This is a genomic window from Lonepinella sp. MS14435 (assembly GCF_042485795.1).
In the GTDB taxonomy this organism is placed as follows: domain Bacteria; phylum Pseudomonadota; class Gammaproteobacteria; order Enterobacterales; family Pasteurellaceae; genus Lonepinella.
This window is the reverse complement of the sequence record NZ_CP169368.1, coordinates 1437834-1461152: the sequence shown is the minus strand read 5'-3', so window position 1 is coordinate 1461152 and position 23319 is coordinate 1437834. Positions and strand designations below refer to the sequence as shown.

Genomic DNA, 23319 nt, shown 5'->3' with positions numbered 1-23319 from the left:
CTTAAAGAATAGAAAATTAGGACGCTGTTTAGCGTCCTTTTTTGTGGGAGCATAGTACGAAAAAATAACCCTGCATTAGCTACAGGGTTAAATATAAAATTTCGTATCTATAAAGTTAAAGCACTTTCACAATACTCTCACACAAATGACGAATATTATCTTCGGTAATACCTGCCACATTAATACGACCAGAACGTACTGCATAAATCGCAAATTCATCTTTTAAGCGATCTACTTGATCTGCATTTAATCCACTGAAAGAGAACATACCGTTTTGTTGCGTAATAAAGCCGAAATCTTGTGTTGCACCAAATTCTTTGAGCAATTCAACAAATTTTGTACGCATCGCTTTAATACGATTACGCATTTCGGTTAATTCATCTTCCCATTGTTTACGTAATACTGGATCCGCCAACACAATGGCAACCGTTGCTGCACCATGAGAAGCAGGGTTAGAATAGAGTGTACGAATAATCGCTTTGACTTGTGTCAGTGCAGTTACAGCAATTTGTTCGTTTTCTGCGACTAACGTAAATGCCCCAACACGCTCACTGTATAAGCCGAAGTTTTTAGAGTAAGAACTAGAGATTAATAACTCTTTATGATTTGCGGCAAAAGTACGTAAACCAATCGCATCTTCTTCTAAACCGTTACCTAAACCTTGATAAGCAAAATCGAATAATGGCAACCAACCATTTTTGGCTGACAAGTTGGCTAATTGCTGCCATTGTTCTGGAGTTGGGTCGATACCCGTTGGGTTATGACAGCAACCGTGTAGCAATACCACATCTCCCTCGCTAGCATTACTTAAATCGGCAATTAGGTTATCCCAATCTAAGGCTTTACGTTCAGCATCGTAGTAACGATATTCACGAATAGTCATGCCAACCGCATTGAAAATAGCATTGTGGTTTGGCCATGTTGGCGTGCTAATCCAGACATTTTGTGCTTTGGTTTGGCGTTTAATAAATTCTGCTGCAATACGCAATGCCCCTGTACCGCCAAGACTTTGTACGGTTTTGGCTCGGCGTTGGGTAACGATTTCTGAACCCTCACCAAATAATAAGATTTTGGTACGTTCATTAAAATCTGCTACACCGTCAATCGCTAAATAATTTTTTGTCGTTTCAATTTCAAATAAACGTTGTTCTGCTTCTTTAACCGCTTTCATAATCGGTGTTGAACCATGTGCATCTTTATAGACACCAATACCTAAATTAATTTTATTAGTACGGGTTTCAGATTTAAATGCTTCACCTAAACCTAAAATGGGATCAGCGGGAGCTGCAGTAATATTCTCAAACATGATAATTTTCCTTATATAAATGATATGTCAGTGTTTTATTTTATACTGATAACAGTTAAAAAATGCAAGTTATTATTCTATAAAAAGTAGCTAATTTTTAGATTCTTTGATGAAAACACAAAAAATATAGCTAATAATTATTTAATTTACTAATTGCCCAGTTTAAACCAGATTGATAATCTTCAGGTAACACTTGGCGTAAATTTTCTAATTGGGTGATTAGCTGTAATTTATCCACATGGGTAAAATTAATATGCCCAACTTTTCGTCCTTCTCTTACCTCTTTTCCATACCAATGTAATTGACTAAATGGGATATTGAGCCATTGTGGGTTATGTTGTGTACCGATTAAATTGACCATTACACTTGGTGCAAAGATTTCTAATTTAGGCGTTGGTAAATCTAATAATGCTCGCAAATGCAATTCAAATTGGCTAATTGAGCAGCCGAGTTGAGTCCAATGTCCGCTGTTGTGAACTCGAGGGGCTAATTCATTAATTAATAGTTGGTTTTTAACCACAAAACATTCCATTGCCATAACACCTACATAGTTGAGTTTGTGCATCACTTTGCCAAGCATTTGTTCTGCTTGTGGTTGTAAATGAATATTTGAATTGTCAGCAACGCTATAACGTAAAATACCGTTTTGCTGTAAATTATGAGTTACAGGATAAAAGCGAGTTTCACCATTTCTAAATCTAGCTCCCACAATGGATACTTCACCATCAAAGGGAATAAATTTTTCCGCAATCACTTCACCGAATAAGTCATCTGTAATCACATCTTGATTTTCTGGTGTAACAATCCATTGCCCTCGACCATCATAACCACCAGTACGGCGTTTTATTACCACTTTTTCACCTATTTCGGTAAAAATATACTTAAAATCCACCGCACTTTTTACTAATACCCATGGCGAAGTTGGAAGATTTAATTCATTTAACAGAGATTTTTGGCTAAACCGATCTGCGGTAGTGGCAAACACTTTTTGGTTAACAAATTTATCATGATTACCGAGCATTTCAGTTAAAGGCGTTGGTTCCCAACGTTCAATTTCCGCCGTAATAATGGCATCTTTTGGCAAATCAAATAGGGGAGCGTTAAAGTCTAATGGTTCAACATTAATATCTAAAGGGGCTCCAGCATAACGTAACATACGCCCAAGTTGACCATTGCCTAGAACATAAATAGTAGGATATAAAGTACTTTGTTGCATAGTAAAAAATCTCAAAAAAGCACCGCACTTTTTATGATAAAGTGCGGTTAAAATTGATCAACTTCTTGGATCTGGATTATCCAACACCACATTGGTTTGATTTTCACGGAATGCTTTTAAACGCACTAATAATTCTGTATCCCAAGCGGCTAAAATTTGAGCTGCTAATAATCCTGCATTAGCTGCACCCGCAGGACCAATAGCTAATGTGCCGACAGGAATGCCTTTTGGCATTTGCACGATAGAATAAAGACTATCAATTCCGCTTAACATAGAACTTTTTACTGGCACACCTAATACAGGTACCAAGGTTTTTGCAGCGATCATGCCAGGTAAATGTGCGGCTCCGCCAGCACCAGCAATAATCACTTTGAAACCGTTTTTTTCAGCAGTTTCTGCAAAGCTAAACAATTTGTCTGGTGTACGGTGAGCGGATACCACTTCCACGTGATAAGGTACATTTAATTCATCTAAGATTTGAGTGGCTTCTTGCATTGTTATCCAGTCACTTTTGGAACCCATAACAATGGCAATTTGGGGATTTTGATTAGACATTTAAGATTTCCGTAAGAAAAGATTACTAGTAAAAAACGGAGAGTAGAATAGCATAATTTCAATATCTTAGGCAAACGATTGCAGGATAATTTGAAATATTGCCTGATTGTAATATTCTATAAAAAAATGAGTAAATATAACGCTATCAAAAGTATATAACAATGCAGTATAATACCGCTTGATTTTTATATTAATTACAATGGAAATACAATGAGTCAGTTTTTCTATGTTCATCCTGAAAATCCACAAGTACGGTTGATTAATCAAGCAGTGGAAATTTTGCGTAATGGCGGTGTGATTGTTTATCCTACAGATTCTGGGTATGCCCTAGGTTGTATGATGGGCGAAAAGCATGCTATGGATCGTATTGTGGCAATTCGTCAATTACCTGAAGGGCATAATTTTACTTTGGTTTGCAGTGATTTATCGGAATTATCTCATTATGCTACAGTGAGTAATGTGGCTTACCGTTTGATTAAAAATAATACCCCAGGGCGTTATACTTTTATTTTAACCGCCACGAAAGAATTACCTCGTCGTTTGATGACATCAAAACGTAAAACTATCGGTATTCGTGTGCCAGATAATCAAATTGCCTTAGATTTATTAAAGGCTTTAGGTGAACCGATTTTATCTTGTTCGTTGATGTTGCCAAAGGAAGAGCATATTACGCAATCTGATCCCGAAGAAATTCGTGATCGTTTAGAACGTCAAGTGGATTTGATTATTCATGGCGGTTATTTAGGTCAAGAACCGACAACAGTTGTGGATTTAACAGATGAAACACCTGTTATTTTGCGAGAAGGTAGTGGTTCAGTAACACCATTTATTTAATTATCTTATTTTAATAATGACGCTTGGGAAAGCGACAATAAAGGAAACATTTATGAAATTTCAAACCGCGAAATCACCATTTCGCTCAACAGAACGTTCAACTAAAAAGGTTGAAAAATCACCGCAGTTCAATTCTCAACCAACGGTGGCTGGGGAAAAATTACAAAAGATTTTAGCTAATGCAGGACAAGGTTCTCGCCGTGAAATTGAAACGATTATTGCAGCAGGGCGAGTAAGTGTTGACGGTAAAATCGCAACACTTGGTGACCGCGTCACAGTTCATTCAGGATTAAAAATTCGTATTGATGGCAATTTAATTAATTTAACTGCGGTGCAAAAAGAAGTGTGCCGAGTATTGATGTATTACAAACCAGAAGGGGAGTTGTGTACTCGCAATGACCCAGAGGGGCGTGCCACCGTATTTGATCGTTTACCACGCTTATCAGGTTCTCGTTGGATTGCAGTTGGACGTTTAGATATTAATACATCGGGTTTATTATTGTTTACCACAGACGGTGAATTAGCGAATCGTCTGATGCACCCAAGCCAAGAAGTAGAGCGTGAATATTCAGTGCGAGTGTTTGGTGAAGTAAATGATGCTATGATTGCTCGTTTGCGTAAAGGGGTGCAATTAGAAGACGGTTTAGCGAATTTTAAAAGTATTAAACCTATGGGCGGTACGGGATTAAATCAATGGTTTGATGTAACACTAATGGAGGGTCGTAACCGTGAAGTTCGTCGTTTGTGGGAAAGTCAGGGCATTCAGGTCAGCCGTTTAATTCGTATTCGTTATGGCAATATTAAATTAATCAAATCGTTACCACGTGGTGGTTGGCAAGAAATGGATTTAGAAAACGTAAATTATTTACGTGAATTAGTAGGGTTATCGCCAGAAACAGAAACAAAATTAGATGTAACGCAATCTAAAAAACGTCGTGCAAATACAGGGCAAATTCGTAAAGCGGTAAAACGTTATAATGAAATGAGTAAGCGTTATAAAAAAGCATAGTATCTCTAAGTAGAATTGGTTAAAGAAGAAATTTTTATGAAAATTCAACAACTACGTTATATTGTCGAAATTGTTAATCAAAATCTAAATGTTACCGAAGCGGCAACGGCTCTCTATACTTCTCAACCAGGAATTAGTAAGCAAGTTCGCTTGTTAGAAGAAGAATTAGGGCTTGAAATCTTTGAACGCAATGGTAAACATATTAAATCTGTTACTTCAGCAGGTAAAAAGATTATTGGTATTGCGAGAGAATTGTTAGTCAAAACACAAGCTATTCGAGCCATTGCAGATGAATATACCCAACCTAATCATGGGGTGTTACGCATTGCTACCACAAATACACAAGCTCGTTATATGTTACCAGCAGTGATTGAACGTTTTTCCAAGCAATATCCCGATGTCAGTTTACACGTTCATCAAGGTTCACCGAATCAAATTTATGATGCGTTATTATCGGGTGAGGTAGATTTAGCGATTACGACCGAAGCACAATATTTATTTGATGATTTAGTATTGTTGCCTTGCTATTTTTGGAATCGTTCTGTGGTGGTGAAAAAAGATCACCCATTGGCAAAAGTGAAGAATTTAACCATTGCAGAATTGGGGAAACATCCACTAATCACCTATACTTTTGGATTTACTGGTGTTTCTGATTTAGATTATGCTTTTAATAGTGAGGGTATTTTACCTAATATCGTATTTACGGCGACTGATGCGGATGTCATAAAAACCTATGTCAGATTAGGATTGGGGGTTGGCATTATTGCCTCTATGGCACATACGGAAGCAGATTCAGACTTAGTCGCCATTGATGCTAGCCATTTATTTAATTCTAGCATGACTCAAATTGCCTTTAAACACAGTACCTTTTTACGTAATTACATGTATGATTTTATTAATTATTTTTCACCGCACTTAACCCGTAATCTAGTAGAAAAAGCGGAAGCTATGCACGATAATAATGCGGTAAAACGGTTGTTTGATGGAGTTGAGTTGGAAAATAAATAAAAAAAGTATGGTGCGTTTTCACGCACCATATTTACAACTAGAAACTCGCATTTCTTGGAGCTCTTGGGAACGGAATGACATCACGGATATTTTGTACGCCAGTGACATATACAATTAAACGCTCAAACCCAAGACCAAAACCTGAATGAGGCACTGTACCATAACGGCGTAAATCACGATACCACCAATAGTCTTCTGGATTTAATCCCATTTCGACCATACGTTTATCTAATACATCTAAACGTTCTTCACGTTGTGAACCACCGATGATTTCACCGATTCCTGGTGCTAATACGTCCATCGCTGCCACGGTTTTGCCATCATCATTTAAACGCATATAAAATGCTTTAATATCTTTCGGATAGTTTTTCACCACCACTGGTGATTTAAAATGTTCTTCTGCTAAATAACGTTCATGTTCCGAAGATAAGTCGATCCCCCAAGACACTGGAAACTCAAATTTCTTACCTGATTGTAATAACACCTCTATAGCATCTGTGTAATCAATTTGAGCAAAATCAGAACTCACAAAATTTTCTAAACGGGTGATGACATCTTTATCAATGTGTTTAGCAAAAAATTCTAAATCATCACGGCGTTCAGCAAGTACCGCACGGAACACATATTTCAACATATCTTCGGCTAATTTAGCATTATCATTTAAATTCGCAAATGCCACTTCAGGTTCCATCATCCAAAATTCAGCTAAATGACGAGTAGTATTAGAATTTTCTGCACGGAATGTTGGACCGAACGTATAAACTTTGCTTAATGCACAAGCGTAAGTTTCTGCATTTAATTGACCTGATACGGTTAAAAAGGATTCGCGTCCAAAAAAATCTTGTGAAAAATCCACCGCACCTTTGTCGTTACGTGGTAAATTTTCTAAATCAAGGGTAGAAATACGGAACATTTCGCCCGCTCCCTCTGTATCAGAAGCAGTAATAATTGGGCTGGCTACCCAGAAGAAACCTTGCTCATGGAAGAAACGATGAATGGCTTGAGCTAAACAGTGGCGAACACGAGCTACAGCACCGATAATGTTGGTACGAGGGCGAAGATGAGCCACTTCACGTAAATATTCAATAGAATGACGTTTAGCCGCCATTGGGTAAGTATCTGGATCTTCCACCCAACCTACCACTTCAACAACTTGTGCTTGTAACTCAACCGCTTGACCTTCAGCAGGTGATTCTACGACGGTTCCTGTTACAATAACGGAACAGCCTGTAGTTAAACGTAATATTTCACTTTCATAATTGGTAATATCATTATTTACAATGGCTTGAATTGGTGCAAAACAGGAACCATCATAAACTGCAAGAAACGAAAGCCCTGCTTTAGAATCACGGCGAGTACGTACCCAACCACGAACAGTTACACTTTCACCGATGGCAACTTTACCTTGTAGCACATCAGCAATAGAAGCAATTTTTGTCATTTTTATCTCCGAAATCAAAAAAATTATCTGTTAAAAAATTCTGCTTAGTTTACCTTAAATTCATTGATTTACCAAAAAATCCATTTAAATATATGTTAAATATTTTATAGTTTGATCACTTTTTTATTTTGCTGAACAGATTAAGCAAAAAATTTTGTGATCTGTGTCGAATTTTGAACATTTACAGCTTGCAGAAAAAATAAAAATCTTTAATCATAAGCATGGGAAACAAGATGGATAAATCTTGTTATATTGTCGTTAGACCTAATAGAGGTATCGTATGGAAGTTGGTGTTGTTAAATGGTTTAATAATGTGAAAGGGTTTGGCTTTATTAATGCAGAGGGGAGTGATGAAGATATTTTTGCTCATTTTTCTGTGATAGAAATGGACGGCTATCGTTCATTAAAAGCTGGGCAAAAAGTGAATTTTGAAGTGGTTCATGGTGATAAAGGTTCTCAAGCGACAAAAATTATTCCTATTATTGAATAACTAAATAATAATTAAACGAAAAGTGCGGTTAAATATGATTATTTTGACCGCACTTTTACATTTCTGGTTAAATTAAAACGTTAATTTTGTTTTTTCTTTTTAGCTTTGTAAATTTTATAAGCCACATACAATACTACCGTTGCAATAATTATATAAATACTGTGTTGCCCTGTTTTGATCTGTTGAGTAAGCCAGTCACGATTATTTGCTCCCTGATAGCCTAAATAAACCCAAATTGGTACAGAAATTATAGCGGCACAAAAATCTAATAATACAAAACGAGTATAACTAACTCGATTAGTAATACCAGATACCATATAAATAGGGGCTCTTAACCCAGGTAAGAAACGAGCAATAAATAACACTCGATTACCATATTGGTCAAATTTCTCACGCACCATTTTTAGACGCTTAGATGAAAGCAATTTACGCAAGGGACGAAAACGTAATATTTTTATTCCATAAATGCGACCAAGCCAGTACATAGTGCTGTCGCCTGCGAGTACACCTAGCATACTGACCACCAGCATATAATGTACATTTACATCTTCTGGATAAAGTCCTGCTATAATGCCACCAGAAACAAGGGTGATATCTTCTGGAATAGGGACACCAAAGCCACAAATAATCAGTACAAAAAGAACTGCCCAATAACCATAATCAGTAAAAAAGCTAATTAAAAGATCCATTAGAAAAACCTATAAATATGAAACAAACTCTTGTGTATCGACTGTTTTACTTTCACGTTCTAATTTTTCATTTTCAGCCGTACCCACTAATAATAATGCCACTATTTTTTCTTGTTCAGAACAATTTAAGAGTTGACGCAACGCATTGCCACTGGTCCATTTCCCTGTAATCCAAACATTATCGTAGCCAAAATTTTGAGCAGCTAATTGAATACTGTAAGCTGCACAACCCGCAGTAACTAGCTGTTCCCACTCAGGGACTTTAGCCACATTGGGATCAAGTCTAGCAATTACGGCAATAACCATTGGCGTTGTACAAATTTTATTTATTTTATCAAATTGCTTTTGCTCTAGGTTGAGATCAGTTGCCACTTGAGTTAATCCATTGGCTAATTTAGTCAATCCGTTATTTTCAATGATAACAAAACGATAAGGCTTAAGTTTACCATGATCGGGGGTACGCAATGCAGCTTGAAAAATTTGTTCTAATTGCTCTCTACTTGGTGCAGGAGCCACTAATTTTTTATTTGAACGCCGATTGATAAGTAATTCTAATGCATCCATAACTGTCCTTTTATGATTCTATTCATGCTGAGTTAAGAATTTTAACATAAAAATACCGTGAAAACTTGTCATTTTTACGGTATATTTCTTTCTGATGTAATTAGTCATCAAGATAATTAATTAGTTTAAATGCAATTTAATTTTACAATAAGGACGTTCTATGCAAACTATTTTTAATTTCTTTAAATTAATTTGGAAAGCTCTCAATTTTATTCGCCGTGTGGTGATGAACCTTGTTTTTCTACTCTTTGTATTATTTCTCGCAACGGTCATTAGCCTGTTCAATTTACCTAAAAATAATGTTCAACTAGTCGGTGAGCAAGGGGCATTATTATTAAATTTAGATGGTTATTTAGCCGACAATCGTGAAACATCGCTGTCATGGCAAAAGGCGTTAAACGAATTAGAGGGCAGTAATGTACCGCGTAAAATTTCAACCTTTGATGTGGTTTATGCTATTGAAAATGCCAAGAATGATGAACGTATTAAAGGATTAGTGTTAGATTTAAATTATTTTGAAGGGGCAGATTTACCTGCGTTGGAATACGTGGGTTCGGCAATTCAACATTTTAAAGCACAACATAAACCTGTAATTGCGTTGTCAGAAAATTATAGTCAAGATCAGTATTTTTTAGCGAGTTTTGCCGATGAAATTTATTTAAATCCAGTGGGAACGGTGGATATTTATGGTTTATCTGCACAAAATTTATATTTCAAATCAATGTTAGAGCAATTAGAGGTAACGCCGCATATTTTCCGTGTCGGCACCTATAAATCTGCGGTTGAGCCATTTTTGCGTGATGATATGTCGCCTGAAGCTAGAGCCAATGGTGAACGTTGGTTAAATGGTATGTGGACAAATTTCCGTGATATTGTGGCAAAAAATCGTCAAATTGAACCTAATCAAGTATTACCAGATAGTCAGCAATATTTAGCAGATTTGAAAGCCTTGAAAGGCAATAGCACCGCCTATGCCAAACAACGTAAATTAATTACCGAATTTACAACAAGAACAGAAATTCAGCAAAAATTAACCGCACTTTTTGGTGAAAATACCCAAGACGATGATGTCATTGAATTTAAAAATGTAGATTTTGATACTTACTTAGCAGCATTGCCCGATCGTCAATTAGGTGATAGTCATTCTTCTAATCCAACCCATAAAATTGCGGTCGTTAATGTAGAAGGTGCCATTGTTGATGGAGAAAGTGAAAAAGATGAAGTTGGCGGTGATACCATTGCGAATTTATTACACCAAGCAGCTGATGATGAAGCAGTAAAAGCCGTTATATTACGGGTTAATAGCCCTGGTGGAAGTGCTTTTGCCTCAGAAGTTATTCGTCAAGAAATTGATAATTTACAAGCAATAGGAAAACCTGTTGTTACTTCAATGGGAGCAGAGGCTGCTTCTGGTGGCTACTGGATTTCAAGTACCACAGATTATATTGTGGCAGATAAAAATACGATAACAGGTTCAATTGGTATTTTTTCAATCTTCCCAACCTTTGAAAATAGCTTGAAAAAAATTGGTGTATCTGCTGATGGTATTCGTACTTCTAAATTGAGTGAATTATCTTCCACAAGCCCATTGTCTGATGAACTCAAAGAGGTTTTTCAATTAGAAATAGAACAAGGCTATGATCGCTTTTTAGACGTAGTGAGTCGTGGTCGCCATCTCTCTAAAGCAGAAGTAGATAAAATCGCACAAGGACAAGTTTGGTTAGGGCAAGATGCGTTACAGCATAAGCTAGTGGACGAACTTGGTGATTTTGAAACTGCGGTGAAAAAAGCTAAAGAATTAGCCGATCAACAAACAGGTGAAAAAGCAGATTATTCCGTTGAATGGTTTGATGAAGAACCACAAGGTGTTAAAGCCTTACTACAATCCCTACAGCAAGGAGCAAAATCTTTAGTGAAAACCAGTGTGAGCGAAATGGTTGGATTACCAGAGGTTAAGCAAGTACAGGGTCAGTTGAAAAATCAGTTGGGAATTTTGGGGAAATTTAATGATCCGAAAGGGCAGTATTTGTATTGTTTGAATTGTGGGGTTGTGAAGTAAATCTAAATCGGGTTTCGCCCGATGGGCGACCCTACTTTCTTTTGCTTGTGCAAAAGAAAGTAGGCAAAGAAAAGCACACCCCGACTTCACCGCTTTTCTTGGCTTGGTTGAAATTTTCTTAACGGCAAAATCGCAACTCGCTACGCTCAAACAAGGCGATTTTACCTAAAAATTTCAAGTCGCCAAGGCGGCTCAGACGGGGACCCCAATTTGATCGAGCGTAATGCAAATGCGGTACAAAATAAAAAATATTTTAATATTTCAGATGAAATTAAAAAACGCTATGAAAAATGGGATCCCCGTCTTTGCCGCCTGAAAATGCTTAAATTTGTAGGAAAAGTTGTACTGTTTGAGCGTAGCGAGTTTACAACTTTTCCGTTAAGCAAATTTAAGCATTTTCAGGAAACAAGGCAAAATCGGGGTCGCCTTTCTTTTTGCTTACTTTTTCTTTGGCGAAGCAAAGAAAAAGTAAGTCGCCAGCGGCGAAATCCGTTCTTACCACAAGCAAAGAAAAGTACGGTCGCCCATCGGGCGAAACCCGATTCAAATTAAACCACTTCTTTAAAATTAATCTGCCGATCTAGCTCAAAATCCTCATCCGACACAGCTACATTTGAAAACTCTTCCCGATCAAACGCCAAATCCCCCTCAACGCCCTCAATTACCGCACCTTTTTTAATCCCTTTAAAATCAAACAGTTTTGGATCACACAAATGGGACGGCACAATATCTTGCATCGCACTAAACATCGTTTCCAATCGCCCAGGGTATTGACGATCCCAAGTGTTCAACATCTCTTTCACCACTTGACGTTGCAAATTCGGTTGTGAACCGCAAAGGTTGCACGGGATAATCGGGAATTGTTTTGCAATGGCGTATTTTTCAATGTCTTTTTCTTTACAATACGCCAACGGACGAATCACAATTTGTTTACCGTCATCGCTGATGAGTTTCGGTGGCATTGATTTGAGTTTTCCGCCATAAAACATATTCAAAAACAAGGTCGCCAACATATCATCACGGTGATGCCCCAAGGCAATTTTGGTTGCCCCAAGTTCCGTGGCAGTGCGGTATAAAATTCCACGACGTAGGCGAGAACAGAGTGAGCAAGTGGTTTTGCCTTCAGGGATTTTTTCTTTCACAATGCCGTAAGTATTTTCTTCCACAATTTTGTAATCTACACCAATGCTGGCGAGATATTCAGGCAAAATATGCTCAGGGAATCCTGGTTGCTTTTGGTCTAAATTCACTGCCACAATATCAAAATGAATCGGGGCGTTCAGTCTTAAATTGAGTAAAATATCCAACAGCGTATAACTATCTTTCCCGCCCGACAGGCAAACCATCACTTTGTCGCCGTCTTCAATCATATTAAAATCCGCAATGGCATTGCCCACATTACGGCGTAAGCGTTTTTGTAGTTTATTTAGGTTGTAGGTGTGTTTTTTGTCTTGTTCGGTTGTCATTGGTGCTATCCATTAAAATTTGATTTGCGTATAGTAAAGGGTAGGCGAAAAAATTCAATAAAAAATTAAAATTTTTACCGCACTTTTTTGTGACGATCAAGAACTTACAATATCAACAAAGATCCTGTATAATCTTTCCCAATTATGTCTATTTTCAAAGGTTGTGAGAAATTTTAATGTCTGAAACATCACAAACTATCCCTGAACTGGTGTCGTGGGCGAGAGAGCGAGAGTTTTCGCTGTCGCTCAACACCGAACGGCTAGCGTTTTTACTTGCCATTGCACTTTATAATAACGAACGTTTTGACGGCGAGATGCAAGAATCTGATCTGGTGGATATTTTCCGCCAAGTGTCATCTGAATTTGAGTATTCCGAGAGTGTCGTCACCCGAGCCAACAATGCCATTAATGACTTGGTGAAACAGCGGTTTTTAAACCGTTTTAGTAGCGAGTTCACCGAAGGGCTTTCCATTTACCGCTTGACCCCGTTGGGTGTGGGCGTGTCTGATTATTATATTCGTCAACGTGAATTTTCTGCCCTTAGATTATCCGTGCAGCTTGCTATTGTGGCAGATGAAATTCAGCGTGCTTCGGAATCAGCGGAAGAAGGTGTGCGGAAAAACGAAGATGCGTATTTTTGGCGGCGAAATGTGTTTGCACCGCTTAAATATTCCGTGGCGGAGATTTTTGATAGCATTGATTTATCACAACGCATTATGGACGAAAATCAGCAGGGCATTAAGCAAGAAATCGCCGATCTGTTAAGCAAAGATTGGCAAGCAGCTATTGCCAGCTGTGAACGGTTGTTAGATGAAACATCGGGCAATTTGCGAGAATTGCAAGATACCTTAAATGCGGCTGGCGACAAGCTACAAGCCCAATTATTGCGGATTCAAGACTGCATTATCGGCAATGATAACCTGTATTTTATTGACCAGTTGATTGTGGATTTACAAGCCAAACTTGACCGTATTATCAGCTGGGGACAGCAAGCCATTGACTTGTGGATCGGCTACGACCGCCACGTACATAAATTTATTCGTACCGCCATTGATATGGATAAAAATCGGGTGTTTAGCCAACGGTTGCGAAATTCTATTCATCATTATTTTGATGCACCGTGGTATTTGTGGACGGCTCAAGCGGAACGCTTGATTGATTTGCGTGATGAAGAATTACTGTTGCGAGATGAAGATGCCTTGGGCGAATTGCCTGATGAATTGCAGTATGAACAGCTTTCCGACTTGCACGATCAAATTGTAGAAACGATGCAAGCCTTGCTCATCGCCCAACGTGAACACAATCAACCGATTGATTTAAGCCTTGTGTTAAAACAACAGCTTGAACATTATCCGCTTTCTCGCCATTTTGACGTGGCTCGCATTATCGTGGATCAAGCGGTGCGATTAGGTTTAGCCAGTCAAGATCTCTCGGGCATTTATTCCCCGTGGCAACCGATTAATAACGCTGGTGCAGAAGTGCAAGCGAATGTGATTGATGAGTATCGTTAATATCATGATTTAGGTGTTTTATTTTATGAAAGTTTTTGAAAACACATTAACAAAGATTTATTTTGATGATTGCTTAAATGCTTTATCAGAAATAGAGGATAATTCCATTGATCTTATTTTTGCCGATCCACCTTATAATATTGGAAAAAAATTTAGTCAATTTAGAGATTCTTGGAAGACAGAAAAGGAATATATTGATTGGTGTTATCAATGGCTTGAATTATGTATTAAAAAATTAAAAGATAGTGGTTCCTTGTATGTAATGACGAGTACTCAATCTATGCCTTATATTGATTTATGGCTTCGTGAACACATGACAATTCTTTCTCGAATTGTTTGGCATTACGATAGTTCGGGGGTTCAAGCAAAAAAATATTTTGGATCTTTATATGAACCTATATTATTTGCGGTGAAAAACCCTCAAAATTATACGTTTAATTCAGAAGATATTGAAGTAGAAGCTAAAACTGGTGCTCAAAGAAAATTGATTGATTATAGAAAACCAGTGCCAACGCCTTATAAAACAACTAAAGTCCCTGGCAATACTTGGTATTTTCCTAGAGTAAGATACCGAATGGAAGAATATGAAGTTCACCCTAGTCAAAAGCCAGAAGTATTGCTAGAACGTATTATTAAAGCCAGTTCAAATAAGGGGGATTTAATCTTAGATCCCTTTGGTGGTACATTTTCTACCAGTGCAGTAGCTCAACGTTTAGGTAGAAGAAGCATTAGTATTGAATTTCAAGAAGAATATGTGAAAATTGGTTTGAGAAGATTAGGAATTGCTACAGAATATAACGGAGAAACACTTTCTAAACTGGATAAGCAATTAAAGCAAAAGAATAATAGACTTACATCGTCAGAGGCAATATGTCAAAGAAACCTATTTTAACTGAACATTCTTTTTCATCTCAGATACTTTCGATCCTTGAGAATGAATTTGGTGAAAATGCAACACAAATATATAAAGAAAGCCATATTATTCAATATTTAAATATAAAAACAAGATCAGCAAATAAAGGCTCAAAATCAAGAGGATCTTTTGCGAATCATTATGCCCTTTATGTTTTGATAGAAGATTATATTAATAAAGGATATTTAGAAAATGATACTCATTATGCCAAATATGAAGGTGCTAAATTTACAGATTTGCTGAAAAGATTAAGGGAGTTACCTTTTGGGCAGAAATTACAAAATCATGCGTTAAATAATAGATTGAATGATGAATTCAGAAAATATTTCCCAACACTAAATATCGTTCCTATTGTGCGAGATCTTCAAAAGCAAAGATATTGGCTACAAGAAGATTTGATAAAAATCACATTAATTGATCACCAAGGAAAGCCTGTTGTTTATAATTTAGCAAAGGTTATTATTCAAATAATAGAGCAATATGTAGCAGAAAAAACGAAAGCCTTTGATGAATTTATCCAAACTTGTCAAAGAATTAATGAATTAAGTACAAAAGAACCTACAAAAGCAGTCGCATTTATTAAAGCACAATTAGATCCTAGTGCTGATGCAAGAATTTTTGAAATAGTCAGTTACGCCGTTTTGAAATCTAAATATTCAGAACAGTCCATTTGGATTGGCTATACGAGAGAAGATATATTAGAAGAAAAATTGAGCTTATATAAAACTGGGCGAACCAATGCGAATGATGGTGGAATTGATTTTGTTATGAAACCTCTAGGAAGATTTTTTCAAGTAACGGAAACTATAGATGTAAATAAATATTTTCTAGACATAGAAAAAGTACAACGGTTTCCAATTACTTTTGTGGTGAAATCCAATAATTCACCAGAGCAAATAAAAAGCTTAATTCAAGAACAAGCTAGTATTAAATATAAAATAGAAGCGATTGTAGCATCTTATATGGATGCGATAGAAGAAATTATCAATGTTCCAATGCTGGTAAAAGCGTTTGAAGAAATGGTAAATATGAATAAATTATCATCAATTATGGAAGAAATTATTATTCAAAGTAAACTTGAGTTTAATTATATTGATGATTTTAATGAATAATGTTATTTCAAATAGATTTTGATTGGAAAAAGAATATGACAGAAAAATTAGAAGACGTGATTTCAACCAAACTTGCAGCCGCCATTGCCAATCCGTTGTTTCCTGCGGTGGATAGCCAGTTGCGGGCGGGGCGGCATATTGGGCAAGAGTATTTAGATAATTATGCGTTTTTAGGCGATTTTCAGGCAGAATTAGACAGTTTTTATCGCCGTTATAATGTGGAGCTGATTCGCGCCCCCGAAGGGTTTTTCTATTTGCGTCCGAAAGCCACGACGTTGATTTCACGTTCCGTGTTGTCGGAGCTGGAAATGTTAGTGGGGAAAGTGCTTTGTTATCTGTATTTAAGCCCTGAACGGCTGGCTCAACAGGGGATTTTTTCGGTGCAAGAAGTGTATGATGAGTTGCTCAATTTGGCGGATGAAGCGAAATTGTTGAAAGCGATTAATTTGCGTGCCAGTGGGTCGGATTTGGATAAACAAAAGCTGGCGGAAAAAGTGCGAGCAGCCATTGGGCGGTTACGCCGTTTGGGAATGTTGCATACGGTGGGCGAGCAGAATAGCGGTAAGTTTACCATTTCCGAATCGGTGTTCCGTTTTGGGGCGGAAGTGCGGTCGGGGGATGATCCGTTGGAAGCCCAATTACGCTTGATTCGGGACGGTGAAGCAGCAACTCCGCAATCGTTGCAAGCGGAAAAAGTGGCGTTCAATCAAGAAACTGCGGTGGAAAATGACGAAGATTTTGATGATAGCCAAGATGAGAATGAAGAAGGGACGGAATAATGGCAGAGTTTGAATTAGAACAAGATGATTTAACCCAACAAGAAATCGTGGAAGAAAGCCAAGAAGAAACAGAAGAAATTTTCACCGCCGTTTCGCCATTTCAACCGCAAGCAGGAGTAGAACGGGGCAAGTTCCGCTCGCTCACGCTGATTAACTGGAACGGTTTTTTTGCTCGCACCTTTGATTTAGATGAACTGGTGACCACGCTGTCGGGGGGTAACGGAGCAGGGAAATCCACCACAATGGCAGGCTTTGTCACCGCGTTGATTCCTGATTTGACCTTGTTGCATTTCCGCAATACCACCGAAGCAGGGGCAAGTGGCGGATCCCGTGATAAAGGATTGCACGGCAAACTTCGCCCAGGGGTGTGTTATGCGGTGTTGGATACCATTAATTCACGTCATCAACGCACCTTGGTAGGGGCAAGATTGCAACAAATTGCAGGGCGTGATAAGAAAGTGGATATTAAAACCTTTAGTTTGCAAGGGGTAGAATTATCCGTTAATCCAACGTCCATTTTCACCGAAGTGGTCAATGATCGCCAAGCCAAAGTGTTGAATTTAAACGAACTTAAAGACAAGATTGACGATATTGGCGGACAATTCAAGCAATATCACTCCATCGCTGATTATCACGCAATGATGTTTGATTTGGGGATTATTCCCAAACGTCTGCGTTCATCCAGCGACCGTGCCAAATTCTATAAACTGATTGAAGCGTCCCTGTATGGGGGGATTTCCAGTGCCATCACCAAATCCTTGCGTGATTATTTATTGCCTGAAAATCTCGGCGTTCGCAAGGCGTTCCAAGATATGGAATCGGCGTTGCGGGAAAACCGTATGACCTTGGAAGCCATTAAGCTGACCCAAGCGGATCGGGATTTATTTAAGCATTTGATTACCGAAACCACCAATTATGTGGCATCGGATTATATGCGTAACGCCAATGAGCGTCAGGGCAATATTGAAAATGCCTTGAAGTTCCGCCGTGAGTGGTATCAAGCCAAGTCGGAACAGGCGTTGTCGCAACATCGTTTGATTGATTTAAGCCGTGAAGCTCAGGAATTGGCTGAAAGCGAAAAAGTACTGGAAGTGGATCATCAAAGTGCGGCGGATCATTTAAATTTGGTGCTCAATGCGTTACGTCATCAAGAAAAAATTGAGCGTTATCAAGATGATATTGGTGGCTTAACGGAACGTCTTGAAGAACAAAAAATGGTGGTGGAAACGAGCCAAGAACAGCTAGAAGAAAGCCAAACCCAATTTGAGCAATTAGAAAGCGAAGTGGATCAAATTCGCAGCCAGCTTGCCGATTATCAACAAGCATTAGATGCCCAACAAACCCGTGCATTGCAATATCAACAAGCCATTCAAGCCTTAGAGAAAGCCAAACAGCTCTGCGGATTGGCGGATTTGAGCGTGAAAAATGTGGACGATTATCAGCAGGAATTTGCCGCTCAAGGGGAGATTCTGACCGAAAAAGTGCTAGAGCTTGAGCATAAAATGTCCATTTCCGAAGCGGCAAAATCGCAATTTGATAAAGCCTACCAGTTGGTGTGCAAAATTGCAGGGGACGTGCCGAGAAGTGCCGCTTGGGAAAGTGCTAAAGAGCTATTGCGTGAATACCCAACCCAAAAACTCAATGCGACCCAAACGCCACAATTACGAGCGAAGTTACACGAATTGGAACAGCGTTTTGCCCAGCAACAAAGTGCGATGCGTTTATTGAAAGAGTTTAATCAACGTGCCAATATGCAGTTGGAAACGGCTGATGAGTTGGAAGAATTTTACAGCGAACAAGAAGCCCTGATTGACGATTTGGGGACGGAGCTTTCCGAGCAAGTGGAAAACCGTTCTACCTTACGTCAAAAACGAGAGCAGTTAAATCAGGCCTATAATGAACATTCGCAAAAAGCCCCTGCGTGGTTACTGGCTAAAGCCGAACTTGAACGATTAACCGAACAATCAGGCGAGCAGTTTGGTGACAGCCAAGATGTGATGAATTATATGCAATCGTTGTTGGTGAAAGAACGTGAGTTTACGCTACAACGGGACGAGTTAGCGCAAAAACGTCAACAGTTAGAAACACAGATTTCACGTTTAAGCCAACCTGATGGCTCAGAAGATGCGCGTTTGAATGTGTTGGCAGAGCGTTTTGGTGGTGTGTTGTTGTCCGAACTTTACGATGATGTGCCGATAGAAGATGCACCGTATTTCTCCGCCCTTTATGGTCCTGCTCGCCACGCCATTGTGGTGCGTGATTTAGCTCAAGTTAAAGCCCAACTTGCAAATGTAGACGATTGCCCTGATGATTTGTATTTAATTGAAGGCGATCCAAGTGCCTTTGATGACAGCGTGCTATCTGCCAATGAGTTGGAACACGGCGTGGTGGTGCAAGTGTCAGATAGGGAAGTGCGTTATTCCAAATTCCCTGAAATTCCGTTATTCGGGCGTGCGGCTCGGGAGAAACACTTAGCGGAATTGGAAATTGAGCGTGACAATGTCACAGAAAAATACGCCGAAGTCGCTTTTGATGTGCAAAAATGCCAACGCTTACACCAACAATTTAGCCAATTTGTCGGCTTACATTTAGCCTTGGCATTCTTGCCAAACCCTGAAGAAAGTTTGCGAGCTATTAATGCGGAACGCAATGAAATTGAGCGAGAATTAACCGCACTTTCCACAGGCGAGCAACAAGCGCGCTTGAAATTAGATCAAGCCAAAGAAAAAATGCAGTTGCTCAATCGGATTATTCCACAATTAGCCGTGATTGCCGATGAAAGCCTGCAAGACCGCATTGAAGAATGTCGCGAGCAGTTGGATAATCTTGAGCAAGATGAATTGTTTATTCGTAACCACGGTGTGACATTGTCACAATTAGAACCGATTGCGAACAGCTTGCAAAGCGACCCTGAAAATTATGCACGTTTGAAAGATGATTTAGCCCAAGCCGTGGCAATGCAAAAACAAGTGCAACAGAAGATTTTTGCGTTGGCAGATGTGGTGCAACGCAAAGCCCATTTTGCCTATGATGATGCCATTCAAACCGAAAGCAACAGCCTAAATGAGCAACTGCGGTTGAAATTGGAGCAGACCCAAGCACGCCGTGAGCAAAGCCGTGAACAGCTCCGCCAAAAACAAGCACAATTTGCCCAATATAATCAGGTGATGATTCAGTTGCAAAGTGCATATAATAGTAAAAATGATTTGCTCAAAGAATTATTAACCGAAGTCAACGAATTAGGCGTAAGAGCCGATCAGGGAGCAGAAGATCGTGCGAGAGTGCGGAAAGATGAATTATATCAACAACTTTCCACCAATCGCCAACGCCGTTCTTATGTGGAAAAACAACTCACCTTGATTGAAAGCGATGCAGAAAATTTAACTCACCGTATTCGCAAAGCAGAGCGAGATTATAAACAGCAACGTGAAATCGTGGTGGCTGCCAAAGCCAGTTGGTGCGTGGTGTTGCGGTTATCTCGCAACAGCGATGTGGAAAAACGGCTACACCGCCGTGAGCTTGCCTATTTATCCGCTGACGATTTGCGTTCAATGTCGGATAAAGCCCTTGGGGCATTGCGTCAAGCGGTGGCAGACAATGAATATCTGCGTGACAGCCTGCGTTTGTCGGAAGATAACCGCAAACCTGAAAACAAAGTACGGTTCTTTATTGCGGTGTATCAACATTTGCGTGAGCGGATTCGCCAAGATATTATCAAAACCGATGACCCAATTGATGCCATTGAACAAATGGAAATTGAGCTTAACCGCTTAACGGACGAACTCACAGGGCGTGAGCAAAAATTGGCGATCAGCTCAGAAAGTGTGGCGAACATTATGCGAAAAACCATTCAACGTGAACAAAATCGCATTCGTCAGCTCAACCAAGGATTGCAAAATATTTCCTTTGGGCAAGTGAAATCCGTACGGTTGGTGGTGAATATTCGTGATACCCACGCTATGCTGTTAGATGCCTTATCAGGCGAACAGCAGGAATATCAAGATTTATTTAGCGACAACCGTATCACTTTCTCGGAAGCGATGGCGAAACTCTATCAACGCATTAATCCGCATATTGATATGGGGAACAGAACCACCCAAACCATCGGCGAAGAATTGCTGGATTACCGCAATTATTTGGATTTAGAAGTGGAAGTGTTCCGTGGTGCAGACGGCTGGTTGCGTGCTGAAAGTGGGGCATTATCAACAGGTGAAGCCATTGGTACGGGGATGTCTATCTTATTAATGGTGGTGCAAAGCTGGGAAGAAGAAAGCCGCCGTATTCGTGGCAAAGACATTGTGCCGTGCCGCTTACTCTTCCTTGACGAAGCCGCACGACTTGACGGCAAATCCATTTCCACCTTGTTTGAATTATGCGAACGGTTAGATATGCAATTATTAATCGCCGCCCCTGAAAACATCAGCCCAGAAAAAGGCACGACTTATAAACTGGTGCGGAAAATTTCGGGCAATCAAGAGCAGGTTCACGTTGTTGGATTGCGTGGGTTTGGACAATAATAGTAGGGGCGTATTGCATACGCCCAAAACAGATTGAGCAAAGGGCGTATGCAATACGCCCTTACGGAAATAGGACAATGTTGCTATTTAAACAAAACGAAAACGGCTTATCTTCATTGAACGAAAAGCCCTTTAAATTGGAAAAAGAAATTCAACGCTTGTTTGAGCAAAATCTGGCGGTGATTTCCGATTATCAGCTGATAAAATCGGAATTTAGTATTAAAAATAGCCGAATCGATACCTTAGTCTTTGATCCTGAAAATAACGCTTTTGTGATCATTGAATATAAACGTAGCCAAAATTTTAGTGTCGTGGATCAGGGGATTTCTTACCTAAATTTAATGCTAGAAAACAAAGGCGAGTTTATCGTGGAATATTACGAAAGCAGCTTGCCGAAGTTAAAACGAGATGAATTTGATTGGTCGCAATCTAAGGTGATTTTTGTTTCCCCTGCCTTTACGGATTTTCAAAATCAAGCGGCAAATTTCAAAGATTTACCCATAGAATTATGGGAAATCCATCAATTTGAAAAGGGGATTGTGTCCGTCGTTCCGCTGAAAAAATCCAAATCTGCCCCGAGTTTTAAACAAATTAAAACGGCTCAAAATGCGGATTTAGAGAAAGTGGTGGATGAAATCAAAGCCTATTCAGAACAAGAACATTTAGAAAACAAAAATGATGAAATAAGAGAGCTTTATGAACAATTTAAAGAAGCGATTTTAAGATTGGATACAGAATTAGATCCTAAAGCACTTAAACATTATATTGCCTTTAAAAAAGGCAAAAAAAATCTTGCTTATATCAAAATTCAACACAACAGCTTAAAAATTTTCATTAATCTGAAAAAAGGCACATTAAATGATCCGAAAAATATCACGGAAGATGTGTCAGAAAAAGGACATCACGGCACAGGGGATTATCAAATCATCGTGAAAGATTCTCGTGATGTGGAATATATTATGAGTCTTATTAAACAAACAATTTAGGAGCTTTTATGCACTTTCTCATTCTCGCCATTCTTTGCAGTGTGTCGGTGTCTGTGTTATTTAAACTGTCAAAACGTTACAACGTCGCAACAGATCAAATGGTCGCCTTTGGTTATGTGGTCGCATTATCACTCAGCTATTTCTTATTATCCCCTGATTTCAAAGGGTTAGGCTTTACGGAATTTGTGTTAGAAAGCGAGTCTAAACCGATTTTCTTAACCCTTGGCGTGTTGTTGCCTGTGGGCTTTATTGTGATGTCGAAAGCGGTGGAACACGGGGGGATTGTGCGTACCGATGCGGCACAACGTTTAGCCTTGTTCTTGCAAATTATCGCTGCGGTAGTGATTTTCGGCGAAGCCATTACGGAAATGAAAACCTACGGCGTGATTGTGGCATTCTTCGCCTTGTTTGGCTTATTGTATAAACCAGCTGGCAGTATGGGCAATGCGAAAATTGCTGCGTTGGCATTAGCTGGTGTATGGTTGATTTGGGGGAGTACGGGGATTTTATTTAAGAAAATTGCATTGCAAGGCGGTGCATTTCCTGCCACCTTGTTTATCTCATTCGCCTGTGCAATGGTAATTATGTTTACTTATTTATTGATTAAACGTACCCAATGGACGGCACCGAGTTTGCTTGCAGGTATCCTGCTTGGTGCGTTAAATTTCGGCAATATCCTGTTTTATATTTACGCCCACCAATTCTACAAAGCCAACCCAACCATCGTATTTGCTACGATGGACGTGGGTGTGATTTGCTTAGGTACGATTATCGGGGCATTCGCCTTTAAAGAACGGATTAGCAAAATTAATATCGCTGGGATTATCTTAGGCGTGATTGCGATTTTGTTATTAAGATTATAAG

Annotated in this window: 20 protein-coding genes; 13 read left to right on the top strand and 7 right to left on the bottom strand. The window is 39.1% G+C overall.

Annotated elements, in window-relative coordinates:
- Positions 1-115: 115 nt before the first annotated feature.
- The 3 genes from O1Q80_RS06940 to purE all read right to left on the bottom strand — a co-directional run bounded on the left by O1Q80_RS06940 (position 116) and on the right by purE (position 3077).
- Complete coding sequence (locus O1Q80_RS06940; RefSeq protein WP_386693910.1) at positions 116-1306, bottom strand: amino acid aminotransferase; 1191 nt, start codon at positions 1304-1306, stop codon at positions 116-118.
- 130 nt (positions 1307-1436) lie between these two features.
- Positions 1437-2522 carry a 5-(carboxyamino)imidazole ribonucleotide synthase gene (gene purK, locus O1Q80_RS06935; protein WP_386693907.1) on the bottom strand — a complete coding sequence of 362 codons (1086 nt, stop codon included), beginning with the start codon at positions 2520-2522 and terminating at the stop codon, positions 1437-1439.
- A 57-nt stretch (positions 2523-2579) separates the two neighbouring features.
- Complete coding sequence (gene purE, locus O1Q80_RS06930) at positions 2580-3077, bottom strand: 5-(carboxyamino)imidazole ribonucleotide mutase (protein WP_386693904.1); 498 nt, start codon at positions 3075-3077, stop codon at positions 2580-2582.
- 210 nt (positions 3078-3287) lie between these two features.
- Between purE and O1Q80_RS06925 the strand changes: the two genes are divergently transcribed.
- From O1Q80_RS06925 to cysB, 3 genes are read left to right on the top strand one after another with little or no spacing between them, the layout of a single operon-like run.
- Positions 3288-3911, top strand: a complete 624-nt coding sequence (locus O1Q80_RS06925) for an L-threonylcarbamoyladenylate synthase (protein ID WP_386693044.1) — start codon at positions 3288-3290, stop codon at positions 3909-3911.
- Between the two features lie 52 nt (positions 3912-3963).
- A complete protein-coding gene (rluB, locus tag O1Q80_RS06920; RefSeq protein WP_386686203.1) occupies positions 3964-4920 on the top strand; it encodes a 23S rRNA pseudouridine(2605) synthase RluB in 957 nt (318 codons plus the stop codon).
- Between the two features lie 36 nt (positions 4921-4956).
- Positions 4957-5928: an HTH-type transcriptional regulator CysB gene (gene cysB / locus O1Q80_RS06915; protein ID WP_386686201.1), complete on the top strand. Its 972-nt coding sequence runs from the start codon at positions 4957-4959 to the stop codon at positions 5926-5928.
- Between the two features lie 37 nt (positions 5929-5965).
- Here cysB and asnS read toward each other — a convergent pair whose 3' ends face one another.
- A complete protein-coding gene (gene asnS / locus O1Q80_RS06910; RefSeq protein ID WP_386693902.1) occupies positions 5966-7369 on the bottom strand; it encodes an asparagine--tRNA ligase in 1404 nt (467 codons plus the stop codon).
- Between the two features lie 280 nt (positions 7370-7649).
- On the opposite strand from asnS, the gene cspD reads away from it, so the two are divergent.
- Entirely contained in the window at positions 7650-7859 is a 210-nt protein-coding gene (gene cspD, locus O1Q80_RS06905) for a cold shock domain-containing protein CspD (protein WP_386686197.1), read from the top strand.
- A gap of 80 nt (positions 7860-7939) precedes the next feature.
- Here cspD and O1Q80_RS06900 read toward each other — a convergent pair whose 3' ends face one another.
- Together O1Q80_RS06900 and O1Q80_RS06895 are read right to left on the bottom strand one after the other, a co-directional pair.
- Positions 7940-8548 (bottom strand): DedA family protein, encoded by a 609-nt coding sequence (locus tag O1Q80_RS06900; RefSeq protein ID WP_386686195.1) that lies wholly within the window; start codon positions 8546-8548, stop codon positions 7940-7942.
- Positions 8549-8557: 9 nt separating this feature from the next.
- Entirely contained in the window at positions 8558-9112 is a 555-nt protein-coding gene (locus O1Q80_RS06895; protein ID WP_386693899.1) for a nitroreductase family protein, read from the bottom strand.
- Positions 9113-9272: 160 nt separating this feature from the next.
- Between O1Q80_RS06895 and sppA the strand changes: the two genes are divergently transcribed.
- Together sppA and O1Q80_RS06885 are read left to right on the top strand one after the other, a co-directional pair.
- A complete protein-coding gene (sppA, locus tag O1Q80_RS06890) occupies positions 9273-11171 on the top strand; it encodes a signal peptide peptidase SppA (protein WP_386693897.1) in 1899 nt (632 codons plus the stop codon).
- Between the two features lie 210 nt (positions 11172-11381).
- Entirely contained in the window at positions 11382-11723 is a 342-nt protein-coding gene (locus O1Q80_RS06885; protein WP_386693894.1) for a hypothetical protein, read from the top strand.
- Here O1Q80_RS06885 and ttcA read toward each other — a convergent pair.
- Positions 11720-12637, bottom strand: coding sequence for a tRNA 2-thiocytidine(32) synthetase TtcA (gene ttcA / locus O1Q80_RS06880; protein ID WP_386693892.1), 918 nt, complete (start codon positions 12635-12637; stop codon positions 11720-11722). The two genes, O1Q80_RS06885 and ttcA, sit on opposite strands and share 4 nt — an antisense overlap.
- 176 nt (positions 12638-12813) lie before the next feature.
- Here ttcA and mukF point away from each other — a divergent pair, with 176 nt between their 5' ends.
- From mukF to O1Q80_RS06845, 7 genes are all read left to right on the top strand, one after another.
- Positions 12814-14148, top strand: a complete 1335-nt coding sequence (mukF, locus tag O1Q80_RS06875; protein ID WP_386693890.1) for a chromosome partition protein MukF — start codon at positions 12814-12816, stop codon at positions 14146-14148.
- A 25-nt stretch (positions 14149-14173) separates the two neighbouring features.
- Entirely contained in the window at positions 14174-15040 is an 867-nt protein-coding gene (yhdJ, locus tag O1Q80_RS06870; RefSeq protein WP_386693888.1) for an adenine-specific DNA-methyltransferase, read from the top strand.
- Positions 15019-16173 (top strand): hypothetical protein, encoded by a 1155-nt coding sequence (locus tag O1Q80_RS06865; RefSeq protein WP_386693887.1) that lies wholly within the window; start codon positions 15019-15021, stop codon positions 16171-16173. The genes yhdJ and O1Q80_RS06865 overlap by 22 nt, the downstream gene beginning before the upstream one ends.
- 35 nt (positions 16174-16208) lie before the next feature.
- The gene (gene mukE, locus O1Q80_RS06860; RefSeq protein ID WP_386693886.1) at positions 16209-16952 is read left to right on the top strand and encodes a chromosome partition protein MukE; all 744 of its coding nucleotides are present in this window, start codon (positions 16209-16211) and stop codon (positions 16950-16952) included.
- Positions 16952-21469, top strand: a complete 4518-nt coding sequence (gene mukB, locus O1Q80_RS06855; protein ID WP_386693884.1) for a chromosome partition protein MukB — start codon at positions 16952-16954, stop codon at positions 21467-21469. Before mukE ends, mukB begins: the two co-directional genes overlap by 1 nt.
- Before the next feature lie 77 nt (positions 21470-21546).
- The gene (locus tag O1Q80_RS06850) at positions 21547-22455 is read left to right on the top strand and encodes a DUF5655 domain-containing protein (protein WP_386693881.1); all 909 of its coding nucleotides are present in this window, start codon (positions 21547-21549) and stop codon (positions 22453-22455) included.
- A gap of 8 nt (positions 22456-22463) precedes the next feature.
- On the top strand, positions 22464-23318 hold the full coding sequence (locus O1Q80_RS06845; RefSeq protein WP_386693056.1) for an EamA family transporter: 855 nt from the start codon (positions 22464-22466) through the stop codon (positions 23316-23318).
- Position 23319: the final 1 nt, after the last annotated feature.